Annotated in this window: 10 protein-coding genes, 1 pseudogene and 1 riboswitch; of the genes and pseudogenes, 6 read left to right on the top strand and 5 right to left on the bottom strand. The window is 69.8% G+C overall.

The annotated features are described in order from the left end of the window. Nucleotides 1-24: 24 nt before the first annotated feature. Nucleotides 25-746: pseudogene (locus AMK34_RS20585) on the top strand (helix-hairpin-helix domain-containing protein). Continuing rightward, nucleotides 743-3148 (top strand): ComEC/Rec2 family competence protein, encoded by a 2406-nt coding sequence (locus AMK34_RS20590; protein ID WP_073846461.1) that lies wholly within the window; start codon nucleotides 743-745, stop codon nucleotides 3146-3148. The pseudogene AMK34_RS20585 and the gene AMK34_RS20590 overlap by 4 nt, the downstream one beginning before the upstream one ends. Nucleotides 3149-3180: 32 nt before the next feature. Here AMK34_RS20590 and thrC read toward each other — a convergent pair whose 3' ends face one another. After that, complete coding sequence (thrC, locus tag AMK34_RS20595; protein WP_005158594.1) at nucleotides 3181-4446, bottom strand: threonine synthase; 1266 nt, start codon at nucleotides 4444-4446, stop codon at nucleotides 3181-3183. A gap of 13 nt (nucleotides 4447-4459) precedes the next feature. Then, a riboswitch (SAM riboswitch) is annotated at nucleotides 4460-4593 on the bottom strand. Nucleotides 4594-4728: 135 nt separating this feature from the next. Here thrC and holA point away from each other — a divergent pair. Continuing rightward, entirely contained in the window at nucleotides 4729-5712 is a 984-nt protein-coding gene (holA, locus tag AMK34_RS20600) for a DNA polymerase III subunit delta (protein WP_016332404.1), read from the top strand. 52 nt (nucleotides 5713-5764) lie between these two features. Here holA and rpsT read toward each other — a convergent pair whose 3' ends face one another. Beyond that, nucleotides 5765-6025 carry a 30S ribosomal protein S20 gene (gene rpsT / locus AMK34_RS20605; RefSeq protein ID WP_005158599.1) on the bottom strand — a complete coding sequence of 87 codons (261 nt, stop codon included), beginning with the start codon at nucleotides 6023-6025 and terminating at the stop codon, nucleotides 5765-5767. Between the two features lie 332 nt (nucleotides 6026-6357). On the opposite strand from rpsT, the gene AMK34_RS20610 reads away from it, so the two are divergent. Together AMK34_RS20610 and AMK34_RS20615 are read left to right on the top strand one after the other, a co-directional pair. Beyond that, entirely contained in the window at nucleotides 6358-7263 is a 906-nt protein-coding gene (locus tag AMK34_RS20610) for an EamA family transporter (RefSeq protein WP_073846462.1), read from the top strand. A 23-nt stretch (nucleotides 7264-7286) separates the two neighbouring features. After that, nucleotides 7287-7661: a VOC family protein gene (locus AMK34_RS20615; RefSeq protein ID WP_038517183.1), complete on the top strand. Its 375-nt coding sequence runs from the start codon at nucleotides 7287-7289 to the stop codon at nucleotides 7659-7661. On the opposite strand, the gene AMK34_RS20620 is transcribed toward AMK34_RS20615, so the two are convergent. Beyond that, nucleotides 7658-8245, bottom strand: coding sequence for a class I SAM-dependent methyltransferase (locus AMK34_RS20620; protein ID WP_073846463.1), 588 nt, complete (start codon nucleotides 8243-8245; stop codon nucleotides 7658-7660). The two genes, AMK34_RS20615 and AMK34_RS20620, sit on opposite strands and share 4 nt — an antisense overlap. Nucleotides 8246-8358: 113 nt before the next feature. On the opposite strand from AMK34_RS20620, the gene lepA reads away from it, so the two are divergent. After that, complete coding sequence (gene lepA, locus AMK34_RS20625) at nucleotides 8359-10200, top strand: translation elongation factor 4 (protein WP_038517181.1); 1842 nt, start codon at nucleotides 8359-8361, stop codon at nucleotides 10198-10200. A 50-nt stretch (nucleotides 10201-10250) separates the two neighbouring features. Here the strand turns inward: lepA and AMK34_RS20630 are convergent, their stop codons facing one another. Together AMK34_RS20630 and AMK34_RS20635 are read right to left on the bottom strand one after the other, a co-directional pair. After that, nucleotides 10251-10697, bottom strand: a complete 447-nt coding sequence (locus AMK34_RS20630; protein WP_073846464.1) for a pyridoxamine 5'-phosphate oxidase — start codon at nucleotides 10695-10697, stop codon at nucleotides 10251-10253. Nucleotides 10698-10756: 59 nt separating this feature from the next. After that, complete coding sequence (locus AMK34_RS20635) at nucleotides 10757-12520, bottom strand: family 20 glycosylhydrolase (protein ID WP_073846465.1); 1764 nt, start codon at nucleotides 12518-12520, stop codon at nucleotides 10757-10759. Nucleotides 12521-12549: the final 29 nt, after the last annotated feature.

The following is a 12549-nucleotide window of genomic DNA, read 5'->3' on the forward strand; positions in this document are numbered from 1 at the left end:
TCCCCGCTCCGTAGCGTCGTTCACGTGTTCGACCAAACCGCCCGGTCACCGGGTCCCTCCGTCAACGCCAGGCTGGCGTGGCTGGCCGCGCAGCTGTCGTCGCCCACCCAGGGCCCGCCCGCGGGCAGGCTCGTACGCCGCTGGGTGCCCGCCCGGTTCACGGCGGACGGGATTCCGGTGAACCGGCGGTGGTTCGCCGTGGTGGCCGTGCTGATCGCGGTGGCCGTGATCGTGGCCGGAGCGATCGCCTTGTCGGACACCGGCCAGGGGCGGAGACCGTGCCGCCCCTGCCGTCGGCGAAGGCCGCCGGAGACGTCCCCGCCGCGGCGGGCAAGGCGCCTCTAGTGGTCAGCGTCGTCGGCCGGGTACTCAGACCCGGCCTGGTCACGATCCCTCCGGGCGCACGGGTCGCCGATGCCCTCACGGCGGCCGGTGGGGCACAGCCCGGAACGGATCTGACCGGAGTGAATCTGGCCCGGCGGCTCACCGACGGTGAGCAGGTGGCCGTCGGTGTCCCCGTTCCGGCCGCGGCCGGAACGGCGGCACCGGCGGGGAAGCTCGACTTGAACACGGCCACGGCCGAGCAACTCGACACGCTGCCCGGGGTCGGCGAGGTGATGGCGAAACGCATCATCGACTGGCGGTCCGGGCACGGCGGGTTCACCACCGTCGAGCAACTCCGTGACGTAGAAGGGATCGGCGAAAGCAAGTATCGAAAATTCCGGGAATTGGTGTCCGTCGGATGAACCCGTCCGCCGATCCGTCCGAAGTGGACACCGCGTCGTGGCGAGGTCAGGACCTGCGGCTGTTACCGGCCGCGGCGACGGCCTGGCTCGGCACTCTTTCCGGACTTCTCGCCGGCTGGTGGATCACGATGCTCTGCGGTGCGGCCGCCGTGGTGCTCGCGATCATCGCCGGTGTCCGTGCCCGCCGGACGGCGTCCCGGTGGGTGGCGGGCCTGGGTGCCCTGGCGGTCCTCGGCGTGCTCACCGCCGGCCCGGTGGCGCTGCGGATCCGGGCCGCCGAGCACGACGACCTCCGTGCCGCCGCCGCACGGGGGAGCGACGCCACCACGAGGGTGGTGGTCACCGAGCGGCCACGTCCGGTCCGCGGTGCCGGATACGCCGATCGCCGGGCGGGCACCCGCCTGGTGGTCGTCGCCGCGACGGTGGACGCCGCGGTGACGGGTGAGCGGGCGGTGGATTCGGCCGGCCGGATCCTCCTGCTCGCTCCCGCCGAGGGGTGGAAGGACCTGCTGCCCGGGCAGCAGGTCACCGCCTCTGGGCGGCTCGCGCCGGCGAAGGGGGCCGAACTGACGGTCGCGGTCCTCTCGGTGCGAGGCCCGCCGTCGGACGCCGGACCGGCGCCCTGGTGGCAGCGAGCCGCGGAATCGCTGCGCACCGGGCTCCGGGAGCTTTGCACCGTCCTCCCGGAGGAAGAGGCCGGTCTCGTGCCCGGACTGGTCGTGGGGGACACGAGCACGCTCTCCCCGAGGGTGGAACACGAGTTCACCGACTCCGGCATGTCCCACCTGATGGCCGTGAGCGGTGGGAACGTGGCGATCGTCTGCGGCTCGATCCTCCTGCTGCTGAGAGTGCTCCGGGTCGGGCCGCGGACTTCCGCCACCGCGGCCGCGGTGGGGCTGGCCGGGTTCGTGGTCCTCGCCGGGCCCGCGCCCAGCGTGCTCCGCGCCGGGGTGATGGGGGCGGTCGGGCTGCTGGCGCTGGCACTGGGGCGCCGGGGTTCGGCGCTGCCCGCGCTGGCGTTCGCGGTGGCCGGGCTCGTGGTGGCCGATCCGGCGATGGCCGCCGACTTCGGGTTCGCGCTTTCGGTGCTCGCCACGGCCGGGCTCGTACTGCTGGCACCGAAATGGGCGGAGTGGCTGGTCGGACGCGGTGTTCCGGCCGGCTACGCCGAGGGCCTGGCCATCCCGCTGGCCGCGTTCGTGATGACGGCGCCGGTCATCGCGGGCATGGCGGGATCGGTCAGTCTCGTCTCGGTGCTGACCAACGTGCTCGCCGCACCGGTGGTCGCCCCGGCCACCGTGTTCGGCGTGCTCGCCACCGCCGTCGGACCGTGGTGGCCGTCGGCGGGTCGGCTGCTGGTCCGGTTGACCGAACCCGAGGCGAGCTGGCTCATCACCGTGGCCCGCCACGGCGCCCGGGCACCAGGAGCCGTGGTGGACTGGCCGGATGGCTGGTGGGGCGGGCTTTTGGCGGCCGGACTGCTCGCCGTGCTGCTCGTCGTCATCCGGTTGCGGCACGGCCGGATCCTGCTGGCGATCGCGTTGGCCACCGGGCTGGTCGTCTTCGTACCGGTGCGGGTGCTGGCACCGGCGTGGCCACCGCCGGCGTGGAACGCCGTCGCCTGTGACGTCGGACAGGGCGATGCCGTCGTCCTCGCCACAGGTGAGCAGGGCAGGGCGGTCCTGGTCGACACCGGGCCGGAACCGGGACCGGTGGACGAATGCCTGAGCAGGCTCGGCGTGGACCGCGTGCCGCTGATCGTGCTGAGTCATCTGCACGCCGACCACATCGGCGGTCTCGGATCCGTCTTCGAGGGCCGGTCGGTCGGAGCGGTCGCCGTCGGCCCGGGACGGGCTCCGGCCTGGGCGTGGCAGCAGGTCGCGGACGAGACGGCGCGCCGCGGGATTCCCTTGCTGGAGCTGGAGATCGGACAACGGCTGGAATGGCAGGCGTTGTCAATCGACGTACTGGGGCCGCGCTATGTCACCCGGCGCTCGGTTCGTGAACAGGACGGCACGGTGATCAACAACGGTTCGGTCGTCCTGCGCGCCGGGACCCCGGCGGGCCGGTTGTTGCTGACAGGCGACATCGAACTCGCCGCGCAGTCCGACCTGATGGCCGAGGGTGCCGATCTGCGTGCCGAGATCCTGAAGGTCCCGCATCACGGAAGTCGTTACACGGCACCGGACTTCCTCAACGCCGTCGCACCGCGGGCCGCGTTGGTGAGCGTCGGTGCCGGAAACACCTACGGTCATCCGAACAAGTCCACTTTGGACAGCCTGGTGGCCGTCGGCGCGTCGGTCGCCAGGACGGACACGGACGGCGACACCGCGGTGGTCGCGGACGGGCGAGGCCTCGCCCTGGTACGCCGGGGTGAGCCCCGCGGCCCGCCTCGTTCCTGAGGCGGGCCGGCGGGAACTGAGATGCCCGAGCTTTAGATACCCAGAGCCTCGCGGACCGCGTCGGCCGAGGCGCTGACGGTGGCCTTCGGGCCGATCTTGTCCTCGACGGCGTCGAGGGTCTTGAGGCCGTCGCCGGTGATCAGCAGGACGATCTCCTCGTCCGGGTTGAGCTTGCCGGTCTCGATGAGCTTCTTGGCCGTCGCGACGGTCACGCCGCCCGCGGTCTCGGTGAAGATGCCCTCGGTGCGGGCGAGCAGCCGGATGCCCTCGACGACCTCTTCGTCGGTGACGTCTTCGATCGCGCCGCCGGTGCGGTTGACCACGTCGAGGACGTAGGGACCGTCGGCGGGGTTCCCGATCGCCAGCGACCGGGCGATCGTGTCCGGCTTGACCGGCTGGACGACGTCGTGCCCGGCGCGGAAGGCCGCCGAGACGGGGGAGCAGCCAGTGGCCTGCGCGCCGAACACCTTGTACGGCGTCTCGTCGACGAGGCCGAGCTGACCGAACTCGCGGAAACCCTTGTCCACCTTGGTGAGCTGGGAACCGGAGGCGATCGGCACCACGATCTGGGAGGGAAGCCGCCAGCCGAGCTGTTCGGCGACCTCGAAGGCCAGCGTCTTGGAGCCTTCCGAGTAGTAGGGCCGGACGTTCACGTTGACGAACGCCCAGCTCTCCTGCTCGGCGGCGAGCTGGGTGGCGAGCCGGTTCACGTCGTCGTAGTTGCCGTCGACCGCGATCAGGTCGCCGTCGTACACGGCGGTGGTGAGGATCTTGGCGCGTTCGAGGGTCTTCGGGATCAGGACGACCGACCGCCAGCCCGCGCGGGCCGCCGCGGCGGCGACGGCGTTGGCCAGGTTGCCGGTCGACGGACAGGCCAGCACGTCGAACCCGAATTCGCGGGCGGCGGCCAGCGCGACGGCGACCACGCGGTCCTTGAACGAGTGGGTGGGGTTCCCGGTGTCGTCCTTGACCCAGACCTTCTTGACGCCCAAGGCTTTCGCGAGCCTGTCGGCCTGGATGAGCCGGGTGGCGCCGGGTTCGGTGTTGGGGATCTCTTCGACGTTCGACGGAACGGGAAGGAGCTTCTTGTAGCGCCAGATGTTCTTCGGCCCGGCTTCGATGTCCTCGCGGCGCACGCGGCCGAAGTCGTAGGCGACCTCGAGCGGCGAGAAGTCCTCGGCGGAAACGAATTCGGGGGCGAGCGGCTGCCGGTGTCCCTCTTCCTTCGACACCAGTTCTACGGCCGGTCCGAGATCCGGGGTCTTGGTGGTGGAGGTCGTGCCGAGGGTTGCGGTCATCGCGAGGTTCCTTTCCTCATCTGCCCCGCCGGTGGCGGGCCGGAATTGGCACCGTGTTCGTCAGCTATCCCGCGATCGCGGGATGACAGGCTGACGCCGGTTGCCGGGGCTTCATCGGGCCGTTCCCTCTGCCCCTCTGGATGAGCGGTATTCGATTGTCGGCACGCGTGTCATCGCGTCGCCTCGCCAACACCGTACGACATGAGCCTCAGGTGGGGCCACCGTGCCCGGAACACATCACCGGACAAAGCACACGAGAGGAGGAGTGGCAGGATCGTCACCGTGACGACGCAAGCTTCCGCCCCATCGCCGCTGGTCCTGGTTCTCGGTGAGGAAGAGCTGCTGATCGAACGTGCGGTCCGCAGTGCTTCGGACGCGGCCAAAGCGGCCGATCCGACGGCGGATCTCACCCGGATTCGGGTGTCGGACCTCACAGTCCCGGCGCTCGCGGAAATGGTCAGCCCCTCGCTGTTCGCCGAGGGCAGGGTGATCGTCCTCGAATCCGCGCACGACATCTCGCAGGAGCTCGCCGACGGGGTGATGGCCTACGTCAAGGCGCCCGCCGACGGCATCGTGCTCGTCGTCGTGCACAGCGGAGGCGGCCGGAGCAAGGCCGCGAAAGGGCTTCCAGCCGCCTTGAAGAAGGCGGGCGCGGAGGTCGTCGAGTGCCCGAAGCTGACCAAGGCCGCCGAGCGGGAATCCTTTGTCCGTAACGAGGTCCGCCGGGTCGGCGGGAAGATCGACGGTGCGGCCGTGCTGGCGTTGATCGACGCCGTCGGCTCGGATCTGCGTGAGCTGTCGTCGGCGGCGACCCAGCTCGTCGCGGATGCCGGCGGGGCGGTCGACGAGCAGGCCGTCCGGCGCTACCACCGTGGCCGCGCGGACGTGAACGGTTTCGCCGTCGCCGAGAAGGCCGTCGCCGGTGACAAGGCGGCGGCGCTGGAGTCGCTGCGCTGGGCGATGCAGCTGGGCGTACCGCACGTGCTGGTCGCGGACGCGCTCGCCGACGCCGTCCGCACGATCGCGCGGGTGTCCGGCGCCGGTCGCGGGAACCCGAATCAGATGGCGGGCGAGCTGGGGATGCCGCCGTGGAAGGTGCGCAAGGCCCAAGGGCAGGCCCGCGGCTGGGGGCAGGACGGTCTGGCCACCGCGATGAGGGTGGTCGCCAGGCTCAACGCCGAGGTCAAGGGGGTCGCGGCCAATCCGGAGTACGCCTTGGAGCGGGCTGTCCTGGAGGTCGTCGACGCCCACGGCACAAGCCGCTGAGAACGGCGAAGGGCCCCGGCGACGTGAGTCGCCGGGGCCCTTCGAAAGCCGATCAGAGAGAGTTCGCGCGCTTCGCGAGCGCGGACTTCTTGTTGGCGGCCTGGTTGGCGTGGATGACGCCCTTGGTCACGGCCTTGTCCAGCTTCTTGGCCGCGTCCTTCTGCAGCTCCAGGGCCTTGGCCTTGTCACCGGCGTCGGCGGCCTCGCGGAACTTGCGGATCGCGGTCTTCACCGAGGACCGGATCGCCTGGTTGCGCTGACGCGCCTTCTCGTTGGTGGTGATGCGCTTGATCTGCGACTTGATGTTGGCCACGGGGGCGCTCCTCTTGAATCTCTCGGTGGTTTCACCGCCGCGCTGTGACCGGCCCTGCGTGCTCGTGAGAGCGGCGCGGGTTTCCTCCATGACGGAATGCCACACGACGGTGAAGGGCAAGCTTAACAGCCGTCCCGGCGCGGCTCGCGCCAGCCTCGGGCGGGCTGCTTGCGGTACGGTGAAGATCGTAGTGCCTAGGGTTCCGCCGCCTGCCCGTTCAGCGAAACACACAATCAGGGCAGACGGGACCGGTCCGAGCGGTACCATCGGCGGAGCCGGAAGCACCGCCGTTCATCTGACGGGACAAAAGCCTGGAGGACCGGGTTTTCCGCATGCGCGGAAAACGTGAAAGGTCCGCTGTGAACGCCACCGCTCTGTCCTTCGTCGTCATCGCCGCCGTCATCCACGCGGGCTGGAACCTCGCCGCCAAGCGGATCCGCCGCGGCGGAGCCAGGTTCGTCTGGGCGTACTACAGCCTTTCCGCGATCCTGCTCGTCCCCGTCATGGCGGTCTCGCTGGCCGTGGAACCACAACGTCCACAGTGGACCTGGCTGTTCGCCGCCGTGGTCACCGCGGTGTTCCACGTCACGTACGGCATCGTCCTCCAACGGGGATACGCCGTCGGCGATCTGTCCGTCGTCTATCCCGTCGCCCGCGGTACCGGGCCGCTGATCTCGGTACTCGCCGCCGTCCTGCTGCTCGGCGAGCGGCCCGGAATCCTCGGCCTGGTGGGCGCTTTCCTCGTGGTCGCCGGGGTGCTGGTGATCGGGAGCGGGCGGGCGCCGGCCCACGCCGACGCCGCCGACCGTGTCGCTCGCCGCAAAGGCCTGTTCTACGGCCTGCTGACCGGTCTCACGATCGCCGCCTACACGCTGTGGGACGCGCATTCGGTCACCGGTCTCGGTGTCCCGCCGATCGTGTACTTCGGAACCGGCGCGATCGTGCAGAGCCTGCTGATGGCGCCGTACGCGCTGAAGGACCGCGAGGAGATCTCGTGGCTCTGGCGCGAGCACAGGCGTGAGGTCGTCATCGTCGGCGTGTTCTCACCCGTCGCCTACCTCCTGGTGCTCTACGCCCTCCAAGTCGCCCCAGTGAGCCTCGTCGCGCCCGCGAGAGAGCTGAGCATCGTCTTGGGCGGTGTCGCCGCCTGGCTGGTCCTGGGGGAGGCGAACGCCGTCCGCCGGCTGGCCGGGTCGGTGGTGGTGCTGGCGGGTATCGCCGCGATTGCGATGGCCTGAACCCATCCGGTAGGGATTGAGCCATGGACGTGCTGAGCAGCAGGGTGCTGATCCACCCGAAGGACCTCGACGTGTCGACGGCGTTCTATCGGGACACCCTGGGCCTGGCCATCGACAAGGAGTTCCCCGGCGGGACGGTCTTCTTCGCCGGGAACGGGTCGATCGAGATCGTCGGTACCGGAGAGACCGGCCCGACCCCTGACGTCGCCTTGTGGCTCCAGGTCCGGGACCTGGCCGCGGCGCTCCAGGAACTCGCGGAGAAGGGCTTGGAGCCGGTTCGCGGCGCGCGGCGCGAGCCCTGGGGGCTGGACGAGGCGTGGATCGCCGACCCGGACGGCACCAGGATCGTGCTGGTCGAAGTACCGCGCGAGCACCCGCTGCGCACTGATCCGCGCTAGGCGAGGGGCTTGATCGCGCGCAGCTGGGCGGCGAGGGAGGCGGCGAAGCCCGGTGGGTCCCAGGTCCAGGTCTGCAGGTCGACGAAGCCGGCGGCGGCCGCTTCGTCGGCCAGCTCGTGCCGGGACACCGGCAACCACTTCTCGTGCGACGAAAGCAGCAGCCTGCCGCCGGGGCGCAGCACCCGGAACAGTTCGGCGAACCCGGCCGCCCGGTCGTCCCACAGCTGCACGTTGTTGACGCTCAGGACCACGTCGACGCTGCCGTCGGGCACACCGGTGGCGTCCGCGGTGCCCTGTCGCAGCTCCACCTTGTCGCCGCAGCGGCGGCGAGAGCGGGCGAGCATCTCCTGCGAGGGGTCGACGCCGATCGCCCGGCCCGCGCGTTCGGCCGTGGCCTGCAGGCCGATTCCCGGGCCGGGGCCCACGACCAGGGCGGTCTCGCCGGACTCGATCGACGCCAGCTCGACGACCCGAAGCTCGGTGGCGGCATTGCCGTGCGCCATCGCCCGCCCACCGAACCGGCCGAGCAGTCCGCGGGGATGGCCGAACGTCCGGTCGAGCATTTGGGACAGTGAAGTACTCATACTTCGAGGGCACCACAGCTCATCACGGGCCGCATCGGGGATGACCCCCACTCGCACCCGGAGCGGCATGGGACCATAGAGGTGGCACACCCCGACCTTCGCGAGGAAACCCGTTGACGACGTTCGCCGACACGACCTTCACGCCCCCGGAGCTCATCCGGAACTTCTGCATCATCGCGCACATCGACCACGGCAAGTCGACCCTGGCCGACCGCATGCTGCAGCTCACCGGCGTGGTCGAGGAGCGGGCCATGCGCGCTCAGTACCTCGACCGCATGGACATCGAACGGGAACGCGGGATCACCATCAAGGCGCAGAACGTGCGCCTGCCGTGGAAGGTCGACGGCCAGGACCACGTCCTGCACCTGATCGACACCCCCGGCCACGTGGACTTCACCTACGAGGTCTCCCGGGCCTTGGAGGCCTGTGAAGGGGCGATTCTGCTGGTCGACGCCGCGCAGGGGATCGAGGCGCAGACGCTGGCGAACCTCTACCTGGCGCTCGAGAAGAACCTGCACATCATCCCGGTGCTGAACAAGATCGACCTGCCGTCGGCCGATCCGGACAAGTACGCGGCCGAGCTGGCGCACATCATCGGCTGCGAGCCTTCGGACGTGCTCCGCGTGTCGGCGAAGACCGGCATGGGCGTGACCGAGCTACTGGACGAATGCGTCAAACAGGTGCCACCGCCGGTGGGCGACGCGGACGCGCCCGCTCGCGCGATGATCTTCGACTCGGTCTACGACACCTACCGGGGCGTCGTGACCTACATCAGGGTCGTCGACGGCAAGATCACGCCGCGCGAGCGGATCAAGATGATGTCCACCGGCGCCACCCACGAACTCCTCGAGGTCGGGATCATCTCGCCGGAGCCCAAGGCGAGCAAGGGGCTCGGGGTCGGCGAGGTGGGATACCTCATCACCGGGGTGAAGGACGTCCGTCAGTCGAAGGTCGGCGACACCGTCACCTCCGAGCGCAAGGGCGCCGAGCAGCCGCTCGCGGGCTACCGCGAGCCGAAGCCCATGGTCTACTCCGGCCTCTACCCGGTCGACGGCTCGGACTACCCCGAACTGCGCGAGGCACTGGACAAGCTTCAGCTCAACGACGCCGCGCTCGCCTACGAGCCGGAGACCTCTGTGGCGCTCGGGTTCGGGTTCCGCTGCGGCTTCCTCGGCCTGCTGCACCTGGAGATCACGCGGGACCGGCTCGAGCGCGAATTCGGCCTCGACCTGATCTCGACCGCGCCGAACGTCATCTACAACGTCGTGCTCGAGGACAAGAGCGAGGTCGTGGTGACGAACCCCTCGGACTGGCCGTCCGGGATGAAGATCTCCGAGGTCCACGAGCCGGTTTCCAAGGTGAGCATCCTGGCGCCGTCGGAGTTCGTCGGCACGATCATGGAGCTGTGCCAGGCCAAACGCGGCACGCTGCTGGGGATGGACTACCTCTCCGAGGACCGCGTCGAGCTGCGGTACAACATCCCGCTCGCGGAGATCATCTTCGACTTCTTCGACACGCTGAAGTCGCGTACGCGCGGCTACGCGTCGCTCGACTACGAGGAGGGCGGCGACCAGGTCGCGGATCTGGTCAAGGTCGACATCCTGCTGCAGGGGGAGACCGTCGACGCCTTCTCGGCGATCGTGCACAAGGACGCCGCGTACGGCTACGGAAACCGGATGGCGACGCGGCTGCGCGAGCTGATCCCGCGGCAGCAGTTCGAGGTGCCGATCCAGGCGGCCGTCGGGTCGCGGATCATCGCCCGCGAGACCATCCGCGCGATCCGCAAGGACGTGCTCGCGAAGTGTTACGGCGGTGACATCTCGCGTAAGCGCAAGCTGCTGGAAAAGCAGAAGGAAGGCAAGAAGCGGATGAAGACCGTCGGCCGGGTCGAGGTCCCGCAGGAGGCCTTCGTCGCGGCTCTGTCCACTGAGGACGCCGGCAGCAAGAAGAAGTAACCGATACTCGCGAAGGCCGCCCGGATCACCGTCCGGGCGGCCTTTTCGTGTCAACGGTTCCCGGAGACCCGGTTCGCGGTGACGAAGACGGCGACACGGCGTTCGGCGGCCATCACACGGTCGTACTCGTCCCAATCGTCGTGGGTCCCCGTCGCCGCGATGAAGACCTCGCGCAGCAGCTTGGGGAGACCGGCGGGGTCGAAGTCCGGGTCCGGGTCGTCCGGGCCGATGAGGTGGGTGCTTCCCTGGACCGCCGCCCACTCCCAGCCACGCCGGAAGGTGATCGTGGCGTGGCCCGCCCGGCGGAACAGGTCGAGTTTCTTCACTCCGCCCATCGCCACGAAGGCGACTCCCGGTGCCTTGGTGACCGGGTCTTCGAAGACCCCGGCGTTCACCACCGAGGAGTGGACGGTGCCGTCCGCGCGGACCGTCGAGACGGTCGCGAGTCCGTTTTCACGCAAGGAAAGAGTGCGGACGAGTTCGAGGTCTGCGGCCATGGGACCACCGTAGTCCCGCTCGGCTGGTGAAGGGGCCGAGCGGGACTACGGGGCGGGGGTCAGCAGGTGCCGTTGTCGCGCCAGACACCCCATTGGCCGGTCGTTCCGGGTTCTTCGCCTTGCGTCCACCACTGGGCCGTCCACTTGTGGCCGTTGTGGGAGACGGTCGCTCCACCGGTGTAGACCGAAGCACGGTCCCACGCCGGCAGCGTGCAGGTGCCGGGGTTGCCGGATCCGGTTTCCCAAGGCACCTGGCTCGACTTGTAGTAGTCGAGGCCTTGCGCCTGCCAGCGCAGCGCCTGCGCGCCGAGGCGCACCCGGAAGGTGTTCCAGTCGTGCGTCGACCACGGCGACCAGCCGAGTTCGGCGTGCGCCGGGAGCCGGGGGAAGGCGAGGTAGTCGATGTTCGCCGGGGTCACCACGGTTTCGGTCCACAGCGGGGATTCGACGCCGCGGACGGCGGATTCGGGCACACCGGAGAGGTACGCGCCCGGGTTCCAGTTGTAGGCGTCCTGGACCTCGATGTAGCCCGCCCACGAGAGCCCGATCGGCGTGCTGGAGTTGTACTTCATGTCCAGGTACGCCTTGTTCGCCGGAGACAGGATCACTTTGCTGCCGCGGGCGACGGCGTTGGAGACCTCCGTGCTGGACGTCGTCGTGCCCCAGAACTGCGGGGTCGCGGTGGCCGGCAGGGAGGCTTTGCCGATCTCGTGCCAGCCGACGACCTGCTTGCCCGCGGCGGCCACCATCGGCAGCACCCGGTTCATGAACGTGCGGTAGTCCGCGTCGCTGGTGGCCTGGGCCTCGTCTCCGCCGAGGTGGAAGTACGGTCCGGGCGTCAGCGCGGCGACCTCACGGATGACGTCGTCGACGAAGGTGTACGTGATGTCCTTCGAGATGCAGAGCGAGCTGTAGCCGACGGCGGTGTCGGTGCGCAGGGGAGGGGCGGTGTTGTTGCAGTTCAGCTCGGCGTACGACGCCAAGGCGGCGTTGGTGTGGCCCGGCATGTCGATCTCCGGGATGACCGTGATGAACCGCGAGGCCGCGTAGTTCACGATCTCCGTGTACTGCGCCTTGGTGTAGTAGCCGCCGGCGCCGCCACCGACCTGGGTGCTGCCGCCGTAGGTGGTCAGCCGCGGCCAGCTGTCGATCTGGATGCGCCAGCCCTGGTCGTCGGCGAGGTGCAGGTGCAGGTTGTTGATCTTGTACTGGGCCAGCTGGTCGATGTACCGCTTGACCGTGGCGACCGGGTGGAAGTGCCGGGCGACGTCGAGCATCGCGCCCCGGTAGCCGAAGCGGGGGTAGTCCAGGATGTTCGCGCCCGGGATCGTCCAAGGACCTTGCTGCACCGTGGGGCTTTCGATCTTGCCGGGCAGCAGCTGGCGCAGCGTCTGGACGCCGCCGAAGAGGCCTTGTGCCGTCGTCGCGCGCAGGATGACCGACGCGGACGTGGAGTTCAGCTGGTAGCCCTGGTCGCCGACGCGAGTGTCCGCACCGGACAGAAGGAGCGAGATGCCGTCGGCCGGTGTGCCCGACGGCGCGTCGGCGACGGGCAGGGAGAAGCCGGTGGACGTGCGGAAGATCCCGGCGAGGTACTCGCCGACGGCCTTGGCCTGCGCCGACCCGGCCTGGGTGTAGATCTTGGTGTTCGCGGTCAAGGTGTGGTCGGAGCCGGTGACCGCTTGGGCCGAGACCGGGACCGGGACGATCGCCTGCAGCGGCGGGGTGGCCGCGTCGGCGACCGGGGCGGCAGCGGTGGTGGCGCCGGCGAGCAGCGCCACCCCCACGAAGGCGCGACCGAGCCGCGCTCTCAAGGTCTTCACCGGGGCCTCCAAGGGGGACGAGGGCGTGA

The sequence above is a fragment of the Amycolatopsis sp. CB00013 genome (genome assembly GCF_001905755.1).
GTDB lineage: Bacteria > Actinomycetota > Actinomycetes > Mycobacteriales > Pseudonocardiaceae > Amycolatopsis > Amycolatopsis japonica.

Bases quoted from the DNA above. Each gene is read 5' to 3' on its own strand.
- AMK34_RS20615 (WP_038517183.1), top strand. From the start codon at position 7,287: ATGGACGTGCTGAGCAGCAGGGTGCTGATCCACCCGAAGGACCTCGAC.
- AMK34_RS20620 (WP_073846463.1), bottom strand. From the start codon at position 8,245: ATGAGTACTTCACTGTCCCAAATGCTCGACCGGACGTTCGGCCATCCC.
- AMK34_RS20630 (WP_073846464.1), bottom strand. From the start codon at position 10,697: ATGGCCGCAGACCTCGAACTCGTCCGCACTCTTTCCTTGCGTGAAAAC.
- thrC (WP_005158594.1), bottom strand. From the start codon at position 4,446: ATGACCGCAACCCTCGGCACGACCTCCACCACCAAGACCCCGGATCTC.
- AMK34_RS20590 (WP_073846461.1), top strand. From the start codon at position 743: ATGAACCCGTCCGCCGATCCGTCCGAAGTGGACACCGCGTCGTGGCGA.
- AMK34_RS20610 (WP_073846462.1), top strand. From the start codon at position 6,358: ATGCGCGGAAAACGTGAAAGGTCCGCTGTGAACGCCACCGCTCTGTCC.